13 protein-coding genes are annotated in these 26125 nt (G+C 33.9%); 12 read left to right on the top strand and 1 reads right to left on the bottom strand.

The genetic code is table 11. From position 1 onward, the window contains the following. Window positions 1-24 precede the first annotated feature (24 nt). The 7 genes from ACVIJU_RS18300 to ACVIJU_RS18270 all read left to right on the top strand — a co-directional run bounded on the left by ACVIJU_RS18300 (window position 25) and on the right by ACVIJU_RS18270 (window position 17047). Window positions 25-819 (top strand): SGNH/GDSL hydrolase family protein, encoded by a 795-nt coding sequence (locus tag ACVIJU_RS18300; protein WP_456687870.1) that lies wholly within the window; start codon window positions 25-27, stop codon window positions 817-819. A gap of 843 nt (window positions 820-1662) precedes the next feature. Continuing rightward, window positions 1663-3756: a CgeB family protein gene (locus ACVIJU_RS18295; protein WP_456687869.1), complete on the top strand. Its 2094-nt coding sequence runs from the start codon at window positions 1663-1665 to the stop codon at window positions 3754-3756. 245 nt (window positions 3757-4001) lie between these two features. Then, window positions 4002-6128 (top strand): glycosyltransferase, encoded by a 2127-nt coding sequence (locus ACVIJU_RS18290; protein WP_063386317.1) that lies wholly within the window; start codon window positions 4002-4004, stop codon window positions 6126-6128. Between the two features lie 75 nt (window positions 6129-6203). Next, complete coding sequence (locus ACVIJU_RS18285) at window positions 6204-7121, top strand: NAD-dependent epimerase/dehydratase family protein (protein ID WP_063386316.1); 918 nt, start codon at window positions 6204-6206, stop codon at window positions 7119-7121. A 331-nt stretch (window positions 7122-7452) separates the two neighbouring features. Beyond that, a complete protein-coding gene (locus ACVIJU_RS18280) occupies window positions 7453-11385 on the top strand; it encodes a heparinase II/III domain-containing protein (RefSeq protein ID WP_456687868.1) in 3933 nt (1310 codons plus the stop codon). Between the two features lie 296 nt (window positions 11386-11681). Next, window positions 11682-15176, top strand: coding sequence for a glucosaminidase domain-containing protein (locus tag ACVIJU_RS18275; RefSeq protein WP_456687867.1), 3495 nt, complete (start codon window positions 11682-11684; stop codon window positions 15174-15176). A 260-nt stretch (window positions 15177-15436) separates the two neighbouring features. Continuing rightward, window positions 15437-17047, top strand: coding sequence for an IS1634 family transposase (locus tag ACVIJU_RS18270; RefSeq protein ID WP_456687234.1), 1611 nt, complete (start codon window positions 15437-15439; stop codon window positions 17045-17047). A 60-nt stretch (window positions 17048-17107) separates the two neighbouring features. On the opposite strand, the gene ACVIJU_RS18265 is transcribed toward ACVIJU_RS18270, so the two are convergent. Beyond that, window positions 17108-18826 (bottom strand): IS1182 family transposase, encoded by a 1719-nt coding sequence (locus tag ACVIJU_RS18265; RefSeq protein ID WP_456687866.1) that lies wholly within the window; start codon window positions 18824-18826, stop codon window positions 17108-17110. A 328-nt stretch (window positions 18827-19154) separates the two neighbouring features. On the opposite strand from ACVIJU_RS18265, the gene ACVIJU_RS18260 reads away from it, so the two are divergent. The 5 genes from ACVIJU_RS18260 to ACVIJU_RS18240 all read left to right on the top strand — a co-directional run bounded on the left by ACVIJU_RS18260 (window position 19155) and on the right by ACVIJU_RS18240 (window position 26086). Further along, complete coding sequence (locus ACVIJU_RS18260) at window positions 19155-19940, top strand: ABC transporter permease (protein ID WP_063386315.1); 786 nt, start codon at window positions 19155-19157, stop codon at window positions 19938-19940. A gap of 1 nt (window position 19941) precedes the next feature. Then, window positions 19942-20676, top strand: a complete 735-nt coding sequence (locus tag ACVIJU_RS18255) for an ABC transporter ATP-binding protein (RefSeq protein WP_063386314.1) — start codon at window positions 19942-19944, stop codon at window positions 20674-20676. Further along, a complete protein-coding gene (locus ACVIJU_RS18250; RefSeq protein WP_456687865.1) occupies window positions 20673-21902 on the top strand; it encodes a glycosyltransferase in 1230 nt (409 codons plus the stop codon). The genes ACVIJU_RS18255 and ACVIJU_RS18250 overlap by 4 nt, the downstream gene beginning before the upstream one ends. 71 nt (window positions 21903-21973) lie before the next feature. Continuing rightward, window positions 21974-23230, top strand: a complete 1257-nt coding sequence (locus tag ACVIJU_RS18245; protein ID WP_456687864.1) for a nucleotide sugar dehydrogenase — start codon at window positions 21974-21976, stop codon at window positions 23228-23230. 96 nt (window positions 23231-23326) lie between these two features. Further along, on the top strand, window positions 23327-26086 hold the full coding sequence (locus ACVIJU_RS18240) for a glycosyltransferase family 4 protein (protein WP_456687863.1): 2760 nt from the start codon (window positions 23327-23329) through the stop codon (window positions 26084-26086). The last annotated feature ends 39 nt before the right edge of the window (window positions 26087-26125 follow it).

Below are 26125 nucleotides of genomic sequence, written 5' to 3'. Positions count from 1 at the left end.
AATTTGTCGTTTGGAGGATTATCTGTGAAAAAAAGGATTATTGTTAGTAATGTTGTCGTTTTATGTATAGCATCAATTATTGTCGGCCATTTTTATTGGAAACAGAAAATTTCAAAACCGACAGCTGCTTCTGTGGAATCATCTGCAGAAAATAAAAAGGAAGACAATAGTAAACAAAATGATACACGAGAGGACTACGCCAAAAATTTACCGGAGGATGTTCAGAAAAAAATCAAAACAGCATTAAAAGAAGAGAAACAATTGAACTTTGTAATTTGGGGATCTGAATCAGTTCCTTCCGATCAAAATGGGTGGCCGGAAAAACTGAAAAAGGAGCTTCTTTCTGCATATGGAGATGAGCTCTTTAACATCTCGATTGTTTCCGATGCCGAGGAGACAACGCATAGTGTATTGAATAAAAAATTATATAAAAAAATTGCAGACAAAAAGCCTGACATCCTCCTTTTCGAGCCGTTTATTTTGAATGATAACGGCGTTGTCGGCATTGACAATACTCTAAGCAACATTACGGACATCTTGCGGAAAATTCAAGAAGCAAATCCTGACGTATCGATTATGCTGCAGCCTGCACACCCGCTCTTTGGTGCAAAATTTTATCCTAAGGAAGTAGATGCGCTCAAACAATATGCCGAAGAAAACCATTTTACATATTTAAACCATTGGGAAAATTGGCCGGATAAGGAAGACGAGCAATTGAAGCAATACGTTACAGAAGACCGATCCAAACCGAGCGAAAAAGGAAACCAGGTATGGGGAGAGTATTTAATTAAATATTTTGTCGCAAAGGACGGACAATGATCGTCCATTCTCCTTTTCCCATGTGGAAAATTTGCTGTTTGCCGTCAAAACACGCGGAAAAACGAAAATTTTCTGGGAAATAATTATTGGAGTGTTTACTTTATTATATTGATATTATTTAGAATAGGGATAAAATCAAAAAATTAATTAAAAAAGCTTTATAATGGGAATTGCAGAAATATATTCAAAAAGTATAATTGGGGTGTCGAAAAAGTAAAGTATTTAGAAGACAATCTGTCAGTAAAATAGAGTTAGAGATTTTTAATAACAATTTTTTTTATTAACCAGACAGTGTATCGATTTTTATACTTTCGATCAAAATTCAGGTGAAATAAGAAAATACTTTGTTGATTCTTTATAAGAAATATATTTTTTTAAATGAAAAAACTTTGAATTTAATAATGTATATTATTCAACAACAAGAAAAATTCAAAAATGTTTTTTTGAAAATTTTTTTGTGCAGTGAAAATTCATTTGAATATATAAGAGGTGAAGCTATAGGGGTTGTATTTCTAAAAGGTTCTAGGAAATCAACATTATCAAATTATTTGCATAAGTAAAATAATAAAAGGAGAAATTAAATTTTATGTGCATTCTCCCTTAATATATCAATATTAGCTGGATTAAATAATAATTTTAATAGGAATAGAAAATTTTTATCTTAAATGTATGATATATGGTATATTGGAACAGTGATGTTAGTGAAGATAAAGATACTTTATATAGGGAACTTTAGTTAACGTTTTGTGCTATTGTTTTGAAATTAGTAGGATATTTTTACTAATGAATATCATATACAGGCTTTAATGCTATAAAATTTACAGGATCAAAGGGTGGATTAATTTGATAGCTAAAGCAAGAAATCTTTTTGTAAGGAAAATACTTAATAACTATAGAAAAAATTTAACAGACATTATGCCAAATTTTAAAACAGAATTCTTTAAAATCGAAAATTGGAATTATAAAAAAAATGGAGCTCAAATATATCTTAAAGAAAATGAATTGGTGATAAATAAAACAGGAAACGGATTGTCCTATTTTAGTTTTTTGGAAAAAAATAAAAACTACAATTTTATTCCGTCAAATAGTAAAAGAATTATGTTAAAAAACAACTTTCTTGTAAAAATTTCAGGCAGAACAACTTCTAGTGTGAAAGCACTCATCTACCTAATTGAATATGATAATTTTACTAGAATAAATACTCATAAAATTCCACTAAATAAAGAGGTTGAAGTAGTTATTAACCCAAAATCAAAATACTTAAGAGTTGCTATTCGCCTTTTTGGAAAAGGAACAGTAAAAATAACGAATGTTGAAATAGTAGAGGATTATATTTTTAAAAATTTCTCCAAGAAAATGAAATCGAAAGCAAGAAAGATAAATGAAATAAAAGTTGCTTGTATATTAGATGAATTTAGTATGTCTTGTTTTTCTGATATAATTTCTCTTATTCCTTTTTCACCTGATAATTGGAGAGAAGTTTTAACGGAAAATAAACCTGATTTTTTATTAGTGGAGTCAGCATGGCGAGGAAACTTTGGTTCTTGGGAGTATCAAGTCGGTAAATACAATAATAATCAAAATAATTTAAAATTAAAAAGGTTAATAAAATTTTGTAAAAATTGTGGCATTCCAACAGTATTTTGGAATAAAGAAGACCCTATTCATTTCGAAAAATTTATAGAAACTGCAAAACTGTTTGATTATGTGCTTACCACTGATGCAAATATGATTCCAAAATATAGAAATTATGTTGGGCATAGTAGAGTTTATGCAATGCAATTTGCGGCAAATCCTGCCCATCATAATCCAACCTCTGCAAATAAACAAAAAAGAAATAATATTTCATTTGCTGGCTCATATTATGCCAATCGTCATGAAGACAGAAGACGTGATATGGATATGATGCTTTCCGTGACTAAAAAATTTGGATTAGATATTTACGATCGAAACTATGAAAGAAATAAAAATGGAAACTCTCATTTCCAATTTCCTGAACAGTTTCAAGACAATATTGTTGGGACTTTGAAGTATAAAGATATTGATATAGCCTATAAAGAATATAAATTAATTTTAAATGTAAATAGTGTAAAATATTCTCCAACTATGTTTTCTCGAAGAGTGTTTGAAGGTTTGGCGTGTGGAACACCTATAATAAGTAGTTATTCGATAGGTATAAAAAAGACATTCAAGAATGTTGTATTGATGTCTGAAGATAAAGAGGAATTAATTAAAAATATAGAAGAAATATTAAATAATGAAAAAAAATATCGTGAGTTGTCCATGGAGGGAATTCGTTCAGTTTACCGGAAACATACTTATTTTCATAGAATAAAATTTATTTTGGATCTTTTAAACATAGAATATGATGACAATAATCAAAGTATTACTTTAGTAATTCCTGTAAGTTCCTTATCGGAATTTAATGAAGCTCTTGCAGTGTTTGAAGAACAAAGTTACGAAAATAAAAAACTATTAATATTTATTCGAAAATTTGAAGGATATGAACAGTTATTAAATAAATATAACAATTCAGTTATCACAACTATGATTCATGACTATGTTTTTAACTATGAATCAATAAGTGATATTATTTCAACCGACTATTTTACAATAATGGATACAAATAATAGTTATGGAAAATATTATATAGAAGATCTTATGTATGCAAGTATTTATTCAGGAGCAGATATAATAGGTAAAAGAGTTTTATTTAAAGATAGTTATGAAGTTGAAAATTACGAATACCAATATGTTGATTATGTAATACCGGATACCGCCTTGTTTAAAACAGATATAGCTAAATTTTACAACATAAAAGATATATTATATAACAGGGAGTATGTAATTTCTGAGTTATTTAAAAAATATGGTGCAAAAATTTACAGTTCTGATAAATTTAATTTTAAGATAGGAGAAAAAAACAGTTCTATCTAATCTCAAAATAGCTATAACTTTAAATATTAACCCAAAAATAGTATTTATTTAAAGATAGGCATGCTTATCTATGACAAACCAATTTTTAGGTGATTGTCATATAAAGCATGCCTTACCAAATATTCGAATAATAATAGGGATTAATTTATAATTAAGTATTTTTTTGTGAACCCAAGTATTAAAAATGTTCTAGTTTAATAAAAGCATACAAAGCATTATAAATGTGAACTCAAGGAGGAGCAAAAGTGAAACGGCTGAAAATTTTACTATACGGAGATCAAAATTTAAATATAGTAGATGGATCAGCAATTTGGTTAACATCTTTGGCCAATTTACTTACTATCGATGACAGAGTAGATTTAACAATTTTGTTGAAAACTCCTGTAAAGCGTAAAGAGGTCATTTCCAATATTAAAAAGAAAAATAATATCGTATTTATAAATCCATATAATAGGTTTTCAAACTGGAATTTCAATGATAAACATAAAATGAATGTAGGGGATGCTACTAATATTATAGAATTACTAGATAATATTGAAAACTATGATTTAATCATAACAAGAGGAAAAGATTTAACAGCTGAATCATTAAAAAAATCTTTTGTAAAAAAACAAATCCCATATATAACAGATTTTACACATGATGAAACAAAGATAGCAGAAGAAGAAATTAATTTTTTTAGAGAGGTTTATACCACATTTCCAAATATATTTGTTCAGACAAAGGAAATGGGAAATTACTTAAAAAAATTGCTTAATGTAAGTGGGGAAAAATTTATTGAATTACCACCAACTGTGGAGGATTCTCTTAACCCACCAAAATTCGAATTAAATAACTATTCTATTGTTTATGCAGGGAAATTTGCAAAGGAATGGATGATAGAGGAGTTAATTAATGTTTATAAACAAGTAAAAAAATATGATCCTGCCATTACTTTAAATATAGCAGGGGATAAATTTCAAGGTGAGCTTATTGATAAAAAAGATGAAATAAAGCAAATTTTTAATGATACTGAAGGAATTCAATGGTTTGGAGCTCTTAGTAGAAGAGATTCATTAAATCTGATAAAAGATTCAGACATTGGATATGCATATAGATCTGAAGAAATAGATAATGATAATAGTCTAGAGTTATCTACAAAAGTCTTAGAATATGGGATAAATGGGAAGCCAGTTTTACTTAGAAGAACGAAACAATATGAAAAATTGCTGGGATCAGATTATCCATTATTTGCAAATAACGAAGAAGAATTAAAAAACAAAATTGTATTGTGTTTCAATGATGAAAGAATTTATCAAGAAGCTGCAAGAAAATGTTATGAAGCAAGCAAAGCTTATCAGATCAGTTTAGTTAGTAAAAAAATTTTAAGTGAATTGTGGAAATACAATAATGATAAATTGACGATTTTATTTGCTGGTCATGATTTTAAGTTTTTGAATTGGTACATTGACTGGTGTAAGGAAAACAAGAATATAAATGTACTTATTGATAAGTGGGAAGGTCATAATACTCACAACATAGAGCAAAGTGAAAAATATTTAAGAGAAGCTGATATAATTTTTTGTGAGTGGGGTTTAGGGAATTCTGTGTTTTATTCTCAAAATAAACTAAGAGGACAAAAACTCTTTATTAGGCTACACAGACAAGAACTCGATACAAATTATCTTGAAGAAGTCAATTTTTGTAATGTAGATAAAGTTATCGTGATAACACCATATTTATTTGAAGAATTTAATAAGAAAAAGAGAGTTCCAAGAGAAAAAATGATAATTATCGAAAATATGATTGATTATAAAAGATTTGATAAGCCTAAATTAGATAAAATTGATAAAAACTTGGGGATTATTGGCATTTTACCTAAACTTAAAAGATTGGACAGAGCCCTAGATATTTTTGAAAAGTTATGGATTAAAGATAATGAATATAAATTATTTATTAAAAGCAAATTGCCTAATGAACTTCCTTGGTTAATGGCTAGAGAACAAGAGAGAAGATACTATGAAGAAGTTTTTAATAGGATCGAAAATTCAAATTGGAAAGAAAATGTTATTTTTGATCCTCATGGTAATGACGTTGATGAATGGTTACAAAAAATAAAATTTATACTATCGACAAGTGATATAGAAGGTTCTCACGTTTCACCAATGGAAGGTATGGCTAGTGGTGCAATTCCGATTGTTTTCAATTGGCCAGGAGCCGACACAGTATATCCTGAACAGTTTATTGTTAAAAGTGTTGATGAAGCAGTAGATTTAATAGAAAATTATGAGGAAAAGGTAAAAAATTTTGATATCAAAAATTTTCCAAGGAAATATTCAAGGGAATCGAGAATTAATGCCTTTAATGATTTATTATTTGGTGATTTGAATTAATTAAATTAAAAAAATGTATGAAATTGATAAATTTTATTTTAAATATCTTTCGCTATTACTGGAGGAGAAATTGGTATGAAAAAACAGAAAGTATTAGTTACTGGAGGGTGTGGATTCATTGGATCTAGAATTGTGAAAAAGCTCCTAGAAAAGGATTTTGAAGTTCATGTTATAGATGATTTAAGTACTGGAAATATTTCTAATATTCCCTTAGATCAAGTTGAATTTTTTCATATTGACATATTGCATAATGATTTAGAGGATCTATTTTCTAAATTTCAATACGATTATGTTATACATCAAGCTGCACAGACAAGCGTTGCCTTTTCTGTTGAAAATATTAAAACAGATGCAAAAATAAATATTTTAGGTTCGATTAATTTAATTGATTTAGCTATAAAATATAAAGTCAAGAAATTTATTTTTGCTTCTTCAGCTGCAGTTTATGGACATCCAAATGAACTGCCTATAACTGAATCTCATAATACTGTTCCTTCTTCCCCGTACGGACTTTCTAAATTAACAATAGAGAAATATTTGGATCTTGCTCATGATTTATACGGTTTAAGTTATATTATTCTTAGATATTCGAATGTTTTCGGACCAAAACAAACAGCTAAGGGCGAAGGAGGAGTTGTTTCGATATTTAATGAATGCTTAAAAAATAATGAAAGACCTATTATTTATGGGGATGGGAATCAAACAAGAGATTTTATTTTTGTTGATGATGTAGCAGAAGCAAATATTGCAGCTATATATTCAAATGTTAGTGGAATCTATAACATCTCTTCAAATGAGCAAATTTCTATTAATAAATTATTATCAATAATGAATGATATTTCTGGAAAAAATTTAAAACCTATTTTTGATTCACCACGGGTCGGTGATATTAGAGATAGTTTATTATCTAATGACAAGGCCAATCAGTATCTAATGTGGAAGCCGAAAATTTCATTATATGATGGATTAAAGATGACATTGACGATATATTAAAAACTATTTTATATTGTATATTTTCAATTTCATATTTTTGGAATAAAATAAAAAATATGGGGGTGATATTATGCAGAGATTGATTTTTAGACGTGTGTTTTCAGTTTTGATCGTTCTGGTACTATTGATCTCATTCTTTTTACCTGCAAGGGCATTAGCGGAGAGTAATGGAATTCAAACGGATGAAGTAGAAACATTTTATTTGCGAGTAGTTGAACAAACCGATGTTTACGAGATGAAGGACGATGTGATCGGGAAATTGTTAGAAGGCGCTGTTTTGCAGGTTGAAAAAGTGGAGAACAACCGCGTTTATTTTCAATGGAATGACGACTTGGCCTATGTAAATTTACAGGATGTTGAGATTTTAACGGAAGTAGACAATGTTTCATGGGTTGATCCAAAAGATTTTAAAATTTCAAATGTAATAGAGTTTCCCAAAGAAATAGAAGTGCTGGATGGTCAAGATCGTTTGAAAAACAGTCCGATTGCAATGATCGCTGCAGGTGTGTCATACTCCGTCATAGGAGAAGATGAACAAAACTACTATATTATTATTGGACATCGTCAAGGAACAGTAGTAAAAGATCAACTATCCGAAACAGTGGAACGACCTCAGTCTACAGAACAAACGAATGATCCAGAAAAGGGAACAAATCAAGAAGCAGTTACAGATGAAATAAATGAGGAATCTACAACAAAAGAACAAAGCAATGAAAATCAAGAATTAACCAGCGATCAAAAAACGAATCCTGATCTCAAACAGGAAAATGAAGAAACAAAAAAAGGTCAAGCACGTCTTTTTGCTACTCAAAACCAAGTCGATTCTAAAACGTTAGATGCTGCCCAACAATCAGTCAAGTTCGAAAAAAATGACAAATATTTTGAAGTTCTAGAAGACAATTTACCTGTTTATGACAACCGTACCGGTAAACTTGTGAAAATTGGAGAACTCAAAAAAGGACAAGTATATCCAAGAGTAAGCGATTATGGGAACTGGCATCGGATTCAGTTTAGTGATTACTATGGTTACGTAAAAAAATCCGAGACAAAGCCCGCAAATGGTACTTCCATCAAAAATGAAAATAAAAGTTATAAAAATAGCAGCAAAAGTTTTAAAGCGATAGAAAATGTGACGGTCTATGACAATACGTCAGGAAAGCTTGTTCCGTTTGGAACGATTGAAAAAGGAAAAGAGTATAAAATTGCGTCTGATTACGGGAACTGGTGGCGAATTATATTCAGCGGCCGGATTGGGTATGTACAAAAATCTGCTGTTCAGCTTCCGTTCAGTCAGCAGGATAAGTATTTTGAAGTTCTAGAAGACAATCTACCAGTTTATGACAACCGTACCGGTAAGCTTGTGAAAATTGGGGAACTCAAAAAAGGACAAGTATATCCAAGAGTAAGCGATTATGGGAACTGGCATCGGATTCAGTTTAGTGATTACTATGGTTACGTAAAAAAATCCGAGACAAAGCCCGCAAATGGTACTTCCATCAAAAATGAAAATAAAAGTTATAAAAATAGCAGTAATAGTTTTAAAGCGATAGAAAATGTGACGGTCTATGACAATACGTCAGGAAAGCTTGTTCCGTTTGGAACGATTGAAAAAGGAAAAGAGTATAAAATTGCGTCTGATTACGGGAACTGGTGGCGAATTATATTCAGCGGCCGGATTGGGTATGTACAAAAATCTGCTGTTCAGCTTCCGTTCAGTCAGCAGGATAAGTATTTTGAAGTTCTAGAAGACAATCTACCAGTTTATGATAACCGTACAGGTAAGCTTGTGAAAATTGGGGAACTCAAAAAAGGCCAAGTGTACCCAACTGTAAGCGACTATGGGAACTGGTACAGAATCCAATTCAGCGACTATTACGGATATGTGAGAAAGGATTCGACACGGTCAGCCAACGGTTCATCAATAAAAAATAAAAATTCTTCTTATAAAAGTAATGGCAGAAAAATAACACCAATTCAAAAGATAACTGTTTATGATAATAGCTCTGGAAAACTTGTACCATTTGGAGCGATCGAAAAAGGAAAAGTATATAAAGTAACATCTGACTATGGTAATTGGTGGCAGATTGTTTATAGTGGAAGAATTGGATATGTAAATAAATCAGATGCCATCGCAGAGTTTTTTAGCAGTGATAAGTATTTTGAAGTTATAAAAGACAATGTGGCTGTTTACGATAACCGTACCGGAAAACTAGTAAAAGTCGGAGAATTAAAGAAAGGCCAGATCTATCCAAGAGTGAGCGACTATGGGAACTGGCACAGAATCCAATTTAGTGATTATTACGGTTACGTGCAAAAAAGCTCGACCAATTATCCAACTAAAAAAGTCGTACTGCCAAGTGAAAATACACAATATACACATTCGAAAAGCCAGTTTGCAACGATAAGAAAAGTAACAATTTATGATAATAAAGAAAAGGTAAATGGTAAAAATGTACCTTTTGGTACAATTGATGCGGGGATTACATACCCTATAGCATTTGAGTACGGAGATTGGTGGGGAATCATTTATTCGGGAAGAATAGGATATGTGAAGAAAACTGAAACTTCTACAGTAAGTGAAATAAATGAAGTAAAAACGCTAAATCATTATTATATGAAAAATGATAATATTGAAGCTTATAAAAATATTAATCAATTATTTATTTCACCTTCATCAAATTATTTGGAATCAGCTAACAACATACTAATCAATAAATATAAAATTGGGGACTACGGCACATTTTCATTTCCTGATGGCATTGTTTGGGATAAACCGATAGTGAATGAAAATGAGAGATCCTATCTCCGTGAATTAAACGGACACTTTTTTCTTTCTGATTTGATCAAAAGTTATGAAGTAACTAAAAAAGAAACTTATATAAAAAAAGGCTATGAAATAATAAAAGATTGGATTGACAACAATTCATATGCTACAACATCTAATTCAATGGCATGGCATGATGAAACAACTGCTCGCAGACTTGTGCAGTGGATTCATTTTTACCACCATGCAAAAAATGTTTTATCTAAAAAAGATTTAGAAATTTTATTAGCAAATATTACTTTCCATGCAGAGTTATTATCAAAGGATTCCTTTTATGCCCATAATACGAATCATGGAATGTTTCAAGATGAAGCTTTGCTTGCTTTTAGTGAATATTATAAAGCACATAAAAAATCCGATTATTTTAAAAATCTTGCTAAACAAAGATTAAAAGATTATTTTAACTTTATAATTTCGGAAGAAGGGGTACATTTAGAGCATTCTCCTCAATATCACCAAATAATTGCAAGTTCATTATTAAGTTATTATAATCTTTTTGACAAAATAAATGATACTTCAATGAAAGAATATCTTTTCAAAAAATACGAAAAGATGTCAGACTTCGCTACATTTATAACAAAACCAGATGGAGTTTTTCCAGCAATTGGAGATACTGAGTATAATTTTAAACCATCAAGTACTTTGTGGAGTAATGATTACTATAAATTTGCTGTAAGCAAGGGTGCGTCGGGAAAGCCTCATCCGAAAACAGACATGGTGTTTAAAAATTCAGGATATGCAATCTTCAGAGACTCTTGGAATAAAGGCCCTGATTCAACATATGTTCTTTTTACTGCTGCTTATCATACTGGATATCATAAACATTCAGATGATTTAAATATGTGGATTTATTCTAAAGGAACGGACATAATTGTTGAAGCAGGCCCACATGGATATGACTATCACAACGCTTTTACAGAATACGGATATTCATCTTTTGCTCATAACACATTAATTGTAAATGATAAAGGTCTTCCGAGACATGATTCTCAGTATAAAAAAGTTTATATTGAAAGTTATCAACTTGATAAAAATAAAGCTAAGGTCAGAGGAGTTAATGAAAGATACAAAAATGTAAAACATATTCGTGATATTCAGTATGATAAATTGAACCAAATGATTGAAGTAAATGATACGATTCAATCAAGTGTCAGAAATAATTACAAATTACTTTGGCATATGGCAGAAGGCATTGAAGTTGAACTGGAAAAAATACACAATAATACTTATAAGGTTTATCTTTTTAAAAATGAAAATAAAATAGCGACTATTGAGGTCACTAGTGAATCAAAAATTGAATTAAATATAGTGAAAGGACAGAAAAATCCCCCTCTAGGTTGGAAATTATTAATTAAAGGGGAAAATGTACCAATTAATACTCTAGTCATTTCTACAAATGATGATACTGCCAAAATAAAAACAAACTTCATATTACATTGATTTATAGTCGACAAAAATTATGGGCACCTTGAAAAAGGTGTCTTTTTTTGAATAAGCATAAAACGGTGTGTATAGTGATTTTTTACAAAATTACAAGAAATATGTCGAAAAACCTTATTTTAATTCTAGCATTTTGATATAATGTATCCTGTGTAATTTTTTAATAATAAAAAGGAGTGGTGCGTTCGAAAAATTGTTTATATTTTTAGAAAAAAGTGTAAAATTGTTTAATTTGGTAGAATATTTTTTTTAAAGAGTGCCACTAGGTTAAACAATAATTAGGAGTGAGAAAATTAATGCAGAGATTGGTTTTTAGGCGCATTTTTTCCGTTTTGACAATTCTAGTACTATTGATCTCACTCTTTTTGCCTGCAGGGGCATTAGCTGAGAGTAATGAAATTCAAACGAATGAAGCTGAAACATTTTATTTGCGAGTAGTTGAACAAACCGATGTTTACGGGCTAAAGGAAAATGTGGTCGGAAAATTGTTAGAAGGCACTGTTTTGCAAGTTGATAAAGTGGAGAACGACCGCGTTTATTTTCAATGGAATGACGACTTGGCCTATGTAAATTTACAGGATGTTGAGATTTTAACGGAAGTAGACAATGTTTCTTGGGTTGATCCAAAAGATTTTAAAATTTCAAATGTAATAGAGTTTCCAAAAGAAATAGAAGTGTTGGATGGACAAGAAAACAGTCCGATTGCAATGATCGCTGCAGGTGTGTCATACTCCGTCATAGGAGAAGATGAACAAAACTATTATATTATTATTGGACATCGTCAAGGAACAGTAGTAAAAGATCAACTATCCGAAACAGTGGAACGACCTCAGTCTACAGAACAAACGAATGATCCAGAAAAGGGAACAAATCAAGAAGCAGTTACAGATGAAATAAATGAGGAATCTACAACAAAAGAACAAAGCAATGAAAATCAAGAATTAACCAGCGATCAAAAAACGAATCCTGATCTCAAACAGGAAAATGAAGAAACAAAAAAAGGTCAAGCACGTCTTTTTGCTACTCAAAACCAAGTCGATTCTAAAACGTTAGATGCTGCCCAACAATCAGTCAAGTTCGAAAAAAATGACAAATATTTTGAAGTTCTAGAAGACAATTTACCTGTTTATGACAACCGTACCGGTAAGCTTGTGAAAATTGGGGAACTCAAAAAAGGCCAAGTATATCCAAGAGTAAGCGATTATGGGAACTGGCATCGGATTCAGTTTAGTGATTACTATGGTTACGTAAAAAAATCCGAGACAAAGCCCGCAAATGGTACTTCCATCAAAAATGAAAATAAAAGTTATAAAAATAGCAGCAAAAGTTTTAAAGCGATAGAAAATGTGACGGTCTATGACAATACGTCAGGAAAGCTTGTTCCGTTTGGAACGATTGAAAAAGGAAAAGAGTATAAAATTGCGTCTGATTACGGGAACTGGTGGCGAATTATATTCAGCGGCCGGATTGGGTATGTACAAAAATCTGCTGTTCAGCTTCCGTTCAGTCAGCAGGATAAGTATTTTGAAGTTCTAGAAGACAATCTACCAGTTTATGACAACCGTACCGGTAAGCTTGTGAAAATTGGGGAACTCAAAAAAGGACAAGTATATCCAAGAGTAAGCGATTATGGGAACTGGCATCGGATTCAGTTTAGTGATTACTATGGTTACGTAAAAAAATCCGAGACAAAGCCCGCAAATGGTACTTCCATCAAAAATGAAAATAAAAGTTATAAAAATAGCAGTAATAGTTTTAAAGCGATAGAAAATGTGACGGTCTATGACAATACGTCAGGAAAGCTTGTTCCGTTTGGAACGATTGAAAAAGGAAAAGAGTATAAAATTGCGTCTGATTACGGGAACTGGTGGCGAATTATATTCAGCGGCCGGATTGGGTATGTACAAAAATCTGCTGTTCAGCTTCCGTTCAGTCAGCAAGATAAGTATTTTGAAGTTCTAGAAGACAATCTACCAGTTTATGACAACCGTACCGGTAAGCTTGTGAAAATTGGGGAACTCAAAAAAGGACAAGTATATCCAAGAGTAAGCGATTATGGGAACTGGCATAGAATCCAATTCAGCGACTATTACGGATATGTGAGAAAGGATTCGACACGGCCAGCCAATGGTTCATTAATTAAAAATAAGAATTCTTCTTATAAAAGTAATGGCAGAAAAATAACACCAATTCAAAAGATAACTGTTTATGATAACTCTTCTGGAAAGCTTGTTCCATTTGGTGTAATTGAAAAAGGTAAAGAATATAAAATAGCTTCAGATTATGGAAATTGGTGGCTGATTGTATACAGTGATCGTATAGGGTATGTGAAAAAATCAGAAGCTATAGCAGAATTTTACAAAAATGATCGGTATTTTGAAGTTATTAAAGACAATGTTCCAGTTTATGATAACCGTACCGGAAAACTAGTAAAAGTCGGAGAATTAAAGAAAGGCCAGATCTATCCAAGAGTGAGCGACTATGGGAACTGGCACAGAATCCAATTTAGTGATTATTACGGTTACGTGCAAAAAAGCTCGACCAATTATCCAACCCAAAAAGTCGTGCTGCCAAGTGAAAATACACAATATACACATTCGAAAAGCGGTTTTACAGCAACGAAAACAATTACCATTTATGACAATAAACAAATTCAGGGAAAATTAGTACCTTTTGGTGAAATTACTGAAGGTGCTCATTATCAAATTGCTTTTGATTACGGTAATTGGTGGGGCATTATATATGCTGGCCGAGTAGGATATGTAAAAAAAGATGATACAAATGTGAAATATACATCCTATTCTAGAAGTTTTACTGAAGTTCTACAGAAACAAATGGCTGTATCGCCTCAAATAGCATCAACGGAAATTAATGGATATGTTTTAAGTACTGCTTTTAAATCAATTCAAAATGGGTATGGCATTGTTTCAGGAAACAATTGGATTATAAGAAGTGGTCCTGGAACAAAATTCACTCAATTAAACGCAGCAACTTCTAACGGCTATTTAATTAATAATGAAAAAGTCAAAATTTTAAGCAGTGAAGTAGTGTACAATTCTACTACTAAAAACATGGAAACATGGTATGAAATAGATTATCGCAACACATGGAGATTAAATAGTAATGGTGAATATGTCGCACATAAACGTAGTCCAGTAACTTATTGGGTTATGGCACCGCCTAAACAAGTTGAATATTATCTAAATCCAAATAACTTCAAAAATCATGCTGTACAGAAGTTTCAATTTTTAGATTTATCATCACCAGCGAACATTTCCGTTACAGAATTAAATAAGGTTTTAGTAGGAGAAGGGATTTTAGAAGGTAAGGGAAAATATTTCAAAGATGCAGCAAATAAATATTCTATCAATGAAATCTATTTAATCGCTCATGCGATATTAGAAACAGGTCACGGTCGTTCAGAATTGGCTAATGGAATATATGTTGATAAAGTAGATGGAAAATCTGTACCTGGGAAAACTGTTTATAACATGTATGGTATTGGAGCCTATGATGGTTGTGCAAAAACATGCGGTGCAGAAAGGGCGTATAAAGAGGGCTGGTTTACTCCTGAAGCTGCTATAGTTGGAGGAGCAAGATTTATTGGGCAGGGCTATATCCATAATGGCCAAAATACTTTATATAAAATGAGATGGAATCCAGCTAACCCTGGTACTCACCAATATGCAACTGATGTCCGTTGGGCATACAATCAAGTATATGATATATATAATTTATATCAAAAAATGGATCACTATACCTTTATTTTAGATATTCCACAATACAAGTAAATCAAAAAGGGGCTGTCCGATAAGTCCCTAAAATGAAGCAAGTGGAGAAAAACAATTCGTTTCTCTCCACTTGCTTTTATATTTTTTCGATTTTTATCTGAAACTCAAGTTTGACACCATTTCACTACATGTGGATAACTAAAGGTGATTATACCAATAGTTATCCACTTTTTTTATCGAAAATATAATCATTGTGTAGTGTTATGTGGATAACTTTTGTATATCCAATAATATGTAATATATGTTATACTATTAGTGCTATGTATATTCGAATTAATAAGCAAAAAAATAAAAATGGTTCTGTTCGTCAATATCTACAAATATGTCGTACATTTCGCGTAGACAATAAAGTTCGGCAACAAACGCTTTGTAATCTAGGGAGGTTAGAACATTTATTAGAGAATGGCTCTGTCGATAACATAATCGAGGGATTAGCCAAATTTTCAGAGCGTTACTTTGACCGAATTCACGGGCAAGGCTCTTCCTCTTCTGTCTCCGTGCTTTGGACAAAAGAGTTTGGGCCGGTTTATCTGTTCCGAAAGGTATGGGAAAAGTTAGGGCTTGGTCGGCTATTACGTAAAATCATGGATGATTCCGAGGCTGCTTCTCAGTATGACGAAGCCATTTTTGCCATGGTGTTAAACCGTCTCATGGATCCCAATAGTAAGCATTATATCTTCAAACAATGGATCGACACGATTTATGCAGAAGGTCTTTCAGACATTCAACTCCATCACTACTATCGTGCATTAGACTTCTTAAGTGAACAAAAAGAAAAAATTGAGGAACAACTTTATGGACATTTAACCGATTTAACCTCATTAGAAGTAGATATCGTGTTTTACGACACGACAAGCACCTATTTCGAAGGAGAGGAAGCAGACGAACTGCTGGCTCACTATGGTTACTCCAAAGATCATCGTGGAGATCGAAAACAAGTCGTGATTGGCTTATTAATGACCAAAACAGGGATTCCGATTGGGCATCAAGTCTTCCCTGGAAACATGCATGATACGAAGACATTTGGCATGGTGGTTGGAGATCTGAAGAAGCGCTATCCTATTCAGAAAGTCATTCTAGTGGGAGACCGCGGAATGGTTAGTGAAGCCAACTTAGATCAAATTCGTGAACTGGGCATGGAATATATTGTGGGTGTCAAATTACGAAAGTCGAAGAAAGCCCAAGAGCTATTATCCATCCGTGGGCCATATAAGAAGGTTCTCCCGAATCTAAAAGTGAAGTCAAAGAAAATCGATGGCGAAACGTATGTACTCTGTTACAATCCGGACGCTGAAGAACGTGATCGAGCGAGTCGTCAAGTCGTGTTAGAAAACCTTCAATCGAAGCTTGATGAACTCGGTCCATCTGGACTCGTCAAAAACCGTGCGTATTCCAAGTTTTTAACGATAGAAAAAGCATCGGCCAAAATTGATGAAGAGAAGGTATCCAATGACGAAAAGTTTGACGGAAAGTACGCCATTCGGACCAACTCGTCATTAACGGATGAAGAGGCAGCACTTGCCTATAAAGAGTTGTGGAGAGTGGAACAAGCCTTTCGTAACCTGAAGTCGAATCTAGAACTTCGCCCGATGTACCATCGAGTGGAATCTCGTATTCGAGGCCATATCATGGTTTGTTTCCTTGCGCTTGTCATGGAATCCTTTTTGGCCTATAAGCTAAAAGAAATAGGATGCCAAACAAGTGTAAAGGATATTTTGCATGATGTAAGCCAGATGAAGACCTCGAAAATACGCGTGAATGGTGAAGAGCAAATCGTTCGCACAGAATTACAAGGTCAAGCAAATCTAGCATTTGAAGCACTTGTCACACAAGCGCCTCCTAGAGTATTAGAAAAAAACACGTGCCACTAACAAGTGTAGTGGTACGTGTTGTGGGTAAAGTCCAAAACACCAGTATTTTCGGGCTTTTCTTTAGTGTACTCTGTCAAACTTGAGTGAAAGTAGCTGGCGGATGCCGGCTACTTTCAGTATGTTGTGGGCTAATGCCACAATCCCAAACTCAACATGTACCTTGTCGAGGCCCCGCAAAGAAAATCTGCGGAACGACCGATTGCCCTTGATGTGACCGAACACACTTTCTGCCTCGACTTTGCGTCGAGCGTAGATTGCGGCTTTCTCTTCACATTCAAGGGCTGTTTTGGCCTTTGCTTTCATTTCTTCGAAGATGGGATTCCAGTGAACTTGACGATTTCCCTTCGCTTTTGTGCATTTCGCTTTCAATGGGCAATCGGTACAATCTTCACATTCGTATATTTTGAAGCTTTGTTCATAGCCAGATGGATTCTTTTTGTTTTGGTATTTTTTAAACGTTACTCTCCTTCCATTCGGGCAAATAAAACAATCATCCTCTTCACAATAGGTCCAGTTTTTGGCATTTTTAATGTCTTTTTTGTATGTACGTGTTTGTTCTTTTACATAGCTCCCATAAGGAATTAGAAACTCAAAACGGGGCTCTTTCTCATCACCAACTGCATATACATAGTTTTCTTCACTACCATAGCCTGCATCCGCAATGACCGTTTTGGGCATCGGTAATGAACTGGAGGCTAGCTTCTCCATATGTGGGATAAAGCAACGTGTATCGGTCGGTCGTTGATGAATGGTATAAAACAAGATAAACTGATTCTCTGTCCCCATTTGCACGTTGTATCCGGGCTTGAGCTGACCGTTTTTCATATGGTCTTCTTTCATGCGCATGAAGGTTGCGTCTTTGTCTGTTTTCGAGTAGCTGTTACGGTCACCGAACATTTCCTTTTGTTCCTTGTATCTTGCCATTCGGGGCAGGAAATCTTCACGAATTTGTTTCACCGATTTCTTTAATTGACTGCGTTTTTTTCGCTTCTCTTTCCGAATGGATGTATCGGTCTCCTTTTCGATTTCTTCCGTTAGCGTTTCAACTTTTTCTTCTATTTCTTTTGCGATTTCCTCCATGTTTTGTTCGGTGATCTCTGTATGTTGATCGCTTTCCTTTTGCCCTGTTCCGGCTTCTAATTGGGTTAATTCATGAATGTGCTTTAGTGTTTCTTGGATTTTTTCTTTTAATTTCTCTTCGAATTTCAAAGTGGATTTTTTCCACACAAAAGAATACTTATTGGCATTGGCTTCGATCTTAGTGCCATCCAAAAAGTAGTTTTCCATCGTGATGTAATGTTCTTTTATCAATTTGAGAATCATGACTTCAAAGAGCTCATCCATGAAAGCTTTCATCCGTTCCCCTCGGAACTCATTAATGGTGCGAAAATCTGGTTGTTGCATCGCTGAAAGCCACATGGCAGGAATATTTTCTTTAACGAGTTTTTCGATTCCTCGGCAGGAATAAACCTTTTGAGAATAAGCATACAGAATGATTTTCAGCATCATTTTGGGATGATAGGAACTTCTGCCGCCGCCTTTATAATGAGAAAACAATTGTTTATCTGGTATCGCCTCCACCATTTCGTCCACGACACGTGCCACGTGATGTTCGGGTATAAGAGATTCAATATCATAAATCATTTGAACTTGACGGTTGTCATATGGTTTGAAAGTAGGGGCTAAATTTCTTTTGGCAGGAGTTTTTTCTTCTTTTCCATCTAGAGGAAGTGTCATTTGTGTGTTATAATTTTCACGAGTAATCATTTGATTGCTCATAAAAAATCGTCCTTTCTGTAATGTTGTGTGGTAACTTCATTTTACTAGAAAGGACGATTTTTTTGTGCATTTTTTTTAAAAAGTGAAAAAATGAGGGGCTCCAAAAAGTCAGTTACCCTGACTTTTTGGACAGCCCCTTTTTGATTTATTTGAAAAACTAGGTCTAAATCTGACTGGAAACAGAAATAAATTTAAGTATAATATCTTTTATGACCTTTGTTATAAAATTGTTATGGAAAAGCAATGTAAGATGTTGAAAAATATGATAAAATAATGTTTGTTTTTTGGATTACATGTGTAGAATACTCTAGAAATAGGAGATATTTGCATGACAGTATTTGCGAAGTTCATTCGATCTATTAAAGAACATAAAGATTTGATTCGTTATTTGACTTTTTTTGATTTAAAATCGAATGTGGCAAGAACCTATATGGGATTTTTGTGGTGGATTATCGATCCAATTCTCTATATGATGATTTATTATTTGCTTGTTGTTGTTATTTTAGGGCGGGGAGGTCCGCATTATCTAGTGATTTTATTTACCGGGTTAATTCCGCTTAAATTCACAACCGCCTGCTTAGTTGATTCCACGTCATCGATTGTCGGGAAAGCTAGCATAATCAAGCAAATATATGTGCCGAAAATTGTTTTTATTCTAGTTCGCCTATGTGTAAATAGTATAAAATTTCTGTTAAGCAGCATTGTGTTAATGTTGTTTTTGGTAGTTTACGGCATTGATTTTGAATGGACGTATCTTTTATATCCTTTAATCGCCGTTATTCATGCGATCATTTTATTGCCTTTAATGATTCTTTTCGCGCATGTAGGAGTTTATTTGCGGGATATCAAAAATTTAATGCAGTATATTGCAAGGGTACTTCTTTATGTATCGCCTGTATTATTTACAATTTCGGATGTTCCTAAACGACTGATTGCTCTTTTTTATTTAAATCCATTTACAACTGTGATTGAATCTTACCGGAATATTTTGCTGCACCATTCTCAGCCATTATGGCTTTTATTAGGTGGCTTAATCGTGATAAGCTTTATTTTGTTATATTTTGCTCTAAAGATTTTATTTAAGTATGAAAATGAGTATGCAAAGGTGATTTGATTTGAGTACATCGATTATTGAATTAAAAAATTTATGGGTTTCCTACCCGTTAGGAAAAAAAAGCAGAATTTCCGACTTGTTTAAAAAACGAAAAGAAAAAAAGGAATTTTGGGCTTTAAAAAACTTAAATTTTGATGTAAAAAAAGGAGAGGTATTAGGGGTTATCGGACGAAATGGTTCAGGGAAAAGCACTCTTCTAAAAATTTTGAGCGGCCTCATTCTCCCTGATAAAGGCGAATATATTGTTCGTGGAAAACGTCCTGTTTTATTGTCGCTCGGAGCAGGGTTTGACGGTGAATTATCAGGTATCGAAAATATTTATTTAAACAGTCTCCTTCTTGGTCATAAAAAAGAAGAAGTAGATGCCAAGCTAAATGATATTATTGAGTTCTCGGAACTAGGTGATTTTGTATACGAGCCTGTCAGAACATATTCGTCGGGTATGCGGTCAAGGCTGGCATTCTCCATTGCGATCTCGCTGGACCCGGATATTTTATTAATTGACGAAGTTCTCGGCGTTGGCGATCAAGCATTTAGAGAAAAAAGTGAAAAAGCCATCCTTGAAAAAATTAAACAAGACAAAACAGTGATTATTGTTACTCACTCGGCCAGTTTGGTCAACAAAATTTGTGACAGAGTTGTCTGGATTCACCTAGGGGAGCAAAAAGCCGTCGGATTAACTGCTGAAGTTGTTCCAAAATACAATGCATTTATGAATGGAAGAGCGAAAAAATGAAGCGGATTGTGATGCTTCTTTACAAAGATATCCATTTTGATGCAAGAGTTCAACGGGAAGCCATCGGTTTGGCAGAACAAGGTGAAGAAGTTTTCATTCTTTGTTTGAAGGAATTTAACACAGAGCCCCCGTTTCTTCATAAAAACATTAAAATTGAGAGAATGAGCATATGTTCGAAAAAGTATAAACAGCAATTGCTCAATGAACCGAAAGAAAGCAAAAAATTAAGTGTTAAACAGAAGGCGTTAAGCCGCATCATTCGAAGTCCGGTCATTAAATTGATAAAAGATTTATATTCTTATCATGAATTTTACCTAAAATGCAGAAGCTGGATGAAAGAACAGCAGCAACAATGGGATGTTATACATTGCCATGACTTGAATACATTAAAAACTGGAATAAAACTGGCAAAAGAATTTCAAGCGTACGTTGTCTATGATTCTCATGAACTGTTTAATGAAATGTCAGGCAGGAACAAGCTTGACCGTTGGTACGGTTATCGGCTTGAAAGAAAATTGCTGCGGGATGTAGATCAACTAATTGTTGTTAATCCGTATGTTGCCGAAGAATTTAAGAAACATTATGGTCAATTGCCGGAAGTAACGGTTATTCAAAACGTACCGATTTATAAGGAAGAAGATACGTGCGCTATAGAAGATGACTATTTTCGAAAAAAATACCGATTAAAAGAAAATGATTTCCTGCTAATTTTTCAAGGCGGCATTGATCCTCACAGAGGATTGGAAGAGATTTTAAAGGCAATGGAGCTGCTGCCTGAGCATTTTAAATTAGTGCTTGTTGGAAATGGCCGGATCAAGAGTGATCTAGAAAAGGCTGTTTTGGAAAACGGTTTGGCAAACAGGGTGTTTTTTCATGAACAAGTACCTGCTAGCGATATTTTATGTTATACAAAACAGGCTGATGCAGGACTTGTTATGTATAAAAACATAAGCCGAAACAATTATTTTTCTACACCTAACAAAATATTCGAATACTTGTTAGCAGGCATTCCTGCTATAGCTTCCGATCATCCTGGAAAAAGCTATATAGTCAAAAATGAACAAACAGGCATTTGTACGGAAGAAACTCCTGAACAAATTGCTAAAGCCGTGTTACAAATTTATGAAAACTACGATTTCTATAAAAACAACTGTTTACAAAAACGAGAAAAGTATTCATGGCAAAAGGAAAAAATGAAACTTGTCGAAATGTATCGAAGACTTTGAAAAATAGTTGTGTATTTTTATTTTTGGTATAATATAATGGTGTTTATTAGTGCAAAAGGAGTGTACATTTCATGAGATTGTGTGTAATGGGTCTAGGTTATATCGGTCTGCCAACTGCAGTAATGTTTGCAAAACATGGTGTGCAGGTGCACGGCGTTGATGTGAATGAAAAAGTTGTTAATATGTTGAATAATAAAGAACTTCATATTGAAGAACCCGGATTGCCTGAAATGCTAGCTGAAGTTATTGATGCTGGACAATTTACAGTCAGCACGAAACCGGAAAAAGCTGACGCATTCATAATCGCAGTTCCTACGCCGGTTAATCCGGACGGTTCTGCTAATGTTGATTATGTCCGCAGTGCAACCGAGATGATTCTTCCGTATATTGAAAAAGGGAATCTTGTCATTCTTGAATCTACTGTACCGCCAAAAACAGTTGAAAACGTGATGATTCCAATTTTAGAAAAATCAGGCTTGGTTATTGGAGAAGAATTATATATTTCACATTCACCTGAAAGAGTTCTTCCAGGCAAATTGTTTGAAGAGCTTGTATCAAATGATCGCATTGTCGGCGGTATTAATGAAAAATCAAGTGAATTGACTATACAGCTTTATAAACGCTTTGTCAAAGGAACAATTCATAAGACAGATGCTACTACTGCGGAAATGGTTAAATTAATGGAAAATACTTATCGCGATATAAACATTGCCTTTGCTAATGAACTTGCTAGAATTGCTGAAAAATTGAATTTTGATGTATGGGAAGCAATTGAGCTTGCAAACTATCATCCGCGCGTAAACATTCATAAACCGGGACCTGGTGTTGGCGGACATTGTATTGCAGTTGATCCGTATTTCATTATTGAAAAAGCACCTGAGCAGTCTAAGCTTATTACACTGGCACGCAGCATTAATTCCAATACACCAAAAACTGTCGTGAAAACCATTCAAAATATTGTAAAGGAAATCGAAGAGCCGAAGATTGCTGTATTAGGGTTGGCATTTAAAGGCAATATTGATGATATGCGGGAAAGTCCTTCTTTAGAGATTATTGAGGAACTGAAAAAAGCAGGATTCAAGCTCAGCATTCATGATCCGCACGTGAAAGCAGATGTAGAAGGAAAAGTGGATACGGTCGAGGAAGCGGCAAAAGATGCTGATTTATTGGTAATTTTAACAGATCATTCTGCTTATAAAGATTTGGATTTTGCGGCAATCAAGAAAGTGATGAAATCTCCGATTGTTTATGACACACGGAACCTGCTTGATCAAGAAAAAGTAGAACAAGCTGGGCTTCATTATTTAAAAATTGGTTCAAAACTTTAATGTATGAAGAGGCTGGCTCATGTCGGGGAGTTCAATCTTCCTGAAAAAATGTCTTTGAGCAGCCTCTTCTTCTATATGCTGGAGGTTATGAAACCAATGAAACAATGGATCTTAAAAATGGGCGTTTTCTTTTCTTTATTTATAAAATCTCAGCCAGTGCAAAATCGCCTTTTCCGCCTGTATTTAGAAAAAGGGGACTCTCTGCAAACGGCAATTGATTTTATTCCACTGGCAAAAAAATTTAATAAACAACTTATATACATGAACATGATTCAACGGACAAACCAATTGAAAGATACAGAAAAACGCTATATAAAAGCTCTTATTTGGGAATCTCTTTCCCTTTTTTCAAAAGCTTTAAAAGAAATTTTCCAGCTTTCTGATCAAAGCGAAGAAATAGTGAAATTAAAAGGGAAATTGCTCTATTTGGAAAGAAGGACTAAACCATTTCTGCTGCTTTTGGAAAATACAGAACACCGCCATTTTTTGCCGATTGAGATGCAATTATCGTTTATAAAATACTCATACAGCAAGGAAAAAATTGAAATAGCCAAACAGCTATGTGAACTGTTTTTACAATGGGGTCAGAATAAAAATGTAGAGGAAGTTTATCAGCACATAGTTGAAATTTATGATATAAGAAAGAAATGGGAAGACGAATTCCAACACGTCTCCTATGATATTCATACGGCCATTCAAACCATTGAAAACCTTCCGGAATTGGAACAAACACAGGCAGTCATCGCATTGCTTCAACAAAAAGACGGAGACGAGTATGAAACTGTATTGCGATGGTTATGGGAAAAAGGGGTATCGATCCCTTATTCAGAAGAAATTTTACTACCTCTAAAAGAAGCGATAAAAGCGAAGGATCAAAAAAAGTACCAAACAGTTTTTCATCAGTGCATGACAGCATACAACAGAGGTGAACGCTCCCAACTGTTAAGAAATATGCTCATCGAAAGTTTGCAAAATGCTGTCCTTTCAGAACAAGAGCTTTATTCTTTAAGAAATGCGGTGGAATCAAAATATATCCATTTATTGAGCAGGGAGCTGTTAAACGCATTAAAAGAAAACAATCAGCTTATTTCTTTATATGAACAAATGATGACCGATTCTGTTACACTTGATGATTTTTCTGTTTTCATGAATTGGTGCAGGACTATAGATCACGATTTATCGATTAAAATGTTAAAGACTTTCGTCCGCAAGCTGTTTCATTCAAACAGAAAATTGCCAATTGCAAAAGAGCATTTAGAAACAATGAATCATTTTATTGCAGGCGATTTCGAATTTGACTGTGTGAAAAAAAGGTGGCTTCTTGAACATCGCCAACAAGAAGAACTGCTTAAAGAAATCGACGGCTATAGCAGCCATCATAAAACGAAGATGCTTTTTTATTTGGCGAAATATGCTTATGAACATGAGTATTATGCTGAAGCATTGTTGCTTCTAAATAAAGCGTATCAATTGCGGCCGAGAAGTCTGTTTGTATTAAGAACATTGATTGGGGTTCATCATCGATTGGGAAACATTTCAGAACGTGTGAAATATTTTGAAGAGCTTCCTTATTTCATTCGACGAATACTCAAGAACGATTATGAGATCGCAAAAGATGAAAAAGAACGGATGAAGGAAAAGTGGACGTGGAAAAAAGATTTGCCGCAGATCGCATTAGGCGACAAAATTGTCCACGTATTAAATAAATCTATGCCTGAGGTTAATGGATATACCATTCGAAGCAGAGAAATTGTCGTTCATCAAAAGAAGCTTGGGCTCAAACCGGTCGTCGTGACAAAACTCGGCTGGCCCCTAAATCGGAAGAAAACGAAAATAGAGAACATTGATGGAATTGAACATTATCGGCTGTACACGCAGCAAGATATTCGTTTAAACGTTGTTCCGCTGACAATGTATTTCGAACATTATGCTGAGCAGTTTGCAAATTTATTGATGGAAATAAAACCGAGAATTGTACATGCAGCGTCAAATTTTCAAAATGCTTTGCCGGCTATTCAAGCAGCTAAAAAGCTCGGCATTCCTACTGTTTATGAAGTAAGGGGCTTTTGGCACGATACGACAGCGAGCAAAGTAAAAGGATTTGAACATTCCGAACGTTACCGGATGCATGAAGAATATGAAATCTATTGCTGCCAATTAGCAGATAAAGTTGTAACAATAAGTGAAAGCTTAGCTCAACAATTGATCTCTTTAGGAGTTGAGAAAAATAAAATTTTCATCGTTCCAAATGGTGTTGACGCAGATGTTTTTACTCCTGAAGAGCGAGATGAGGAGCTCATGAACTTGTATGATTTGCATGGAAAAATTGTTTACGGGTTCATCGGCTCTGTGACAAAATACGAAGGACTGGATTTTGCGTTAAAGGCTCTTAAACGATTAAAGCAGGATGGAGAAGATTTTCATTTCCTTTTAGTAGGAGATGGACCTGCAGTCGCTGAATTGAAAGAACTTGCTCAACAACTCGATATAGCCGAACACGTTACGTTTGTAGGTAGAGTGCCGCACGAGGAAGTAAAAAAATATTATTCTGTTATTGATGTGTTTCCGTTTCCGCGTATTAATGCGAAAGTATGTCGGCTTGTTACTCCTTTAAAACCTTACGAAGTAATGGCGATGGGAAAACTTGTGCTTGTCAGCGACATTCCTGCTTTAAAGGAAATGGTGATCGAAGGTGAGACCGGATTAATCTTTGAAGCGGAGAATGTTGAATCATTATACGAATGTATGAAAAAAGCTCAGGCAGATCTGCATATTGGCATAAAAAGCAGAAAATGGGTAGAGCGGGAGCGCCATTGGAAAGAGTTGTGCAAGCAGTATGTAAACATATATAGTTGAATGAATTGCCCAATTGTTTTGGGCATTATTTTTTTGAGT

It is taken from the genome of Aeribacillus sp. SP014, assembly GCF_054055575.1.
Note: the sequence above shows the minus strand (reverse complement) of the source record. Positions and strands in the feature narration are given on the sequence as shown.